Raw genomic sequence first — 513 nt, 5'->3', positions numbered from 1 at the left:
TGTAAACGGTTTGACCGTTCGCACCTTGTTTGCTAGTGACACCGGCGATGTTGGTACCGGCTTCGACTTCGGTCTTGGCGGCGGCAGTCAGACGGTTCAGCTGTCCGACGTTGGCGGCATCGGTGTCTTTCACACCGGCGGCAACATTACTGATGGCTTTGTTGCCGGCATTGATACCGTCGGCGGTGATGTTCACATCGCCTGCTTTCAGACCGTCTTTACCCAGAGCCACTTTGTCGCCGACTTTGACGCCGTCGTTGTTCACAACGGTATCGCCTGCGGTGAAGCTGTCGGCTTTGAGGTTGGGTGCGGTCGCCACTTTGTAAGTGGTGCTGCCGTCGGCATTTTGCTCAGGTGTGACGACGATGTTGTCGTTGCCGCTGTCCACTTTGGATGTCGCTTTCGCTGCGGCTGCTTTGAGCTGCGCAACGTTCACTGCGTCGGTGTCGGCTTCGCCTGCGGCGATGTCGGACACTTTATTGCCGCCGTTGTTCAGACCGTCTTTGGTCAGGC

Annotated in this window: 1 pseudogene; it reads right to left on the bottom strand. The window is 57.7% G+C overall.

Annotation, left to right across the window (positions count from 1 at the left end):
- Nucleotides 1-513 (bottom strand): annotated as a pseudogene (locus tag HMPREF3050_RS12665) (hypothetical protein); the annotation flags it as partial.

The organism is Neisseria sp. HMSC065D04 (genome assembly GCF_001815675.1).
Classification (GTDB): domain Bacteria; phylum Pseudomonadota; class Gammaproteobacteria; order Burkholderiales; family Neisseriaceae; genus Neisseria.
The sequence above is the reverse complement of the archived record's forward strand: the minus strand, read 5'-3'. Positions and strand labels throughout refer to the sequence as shown.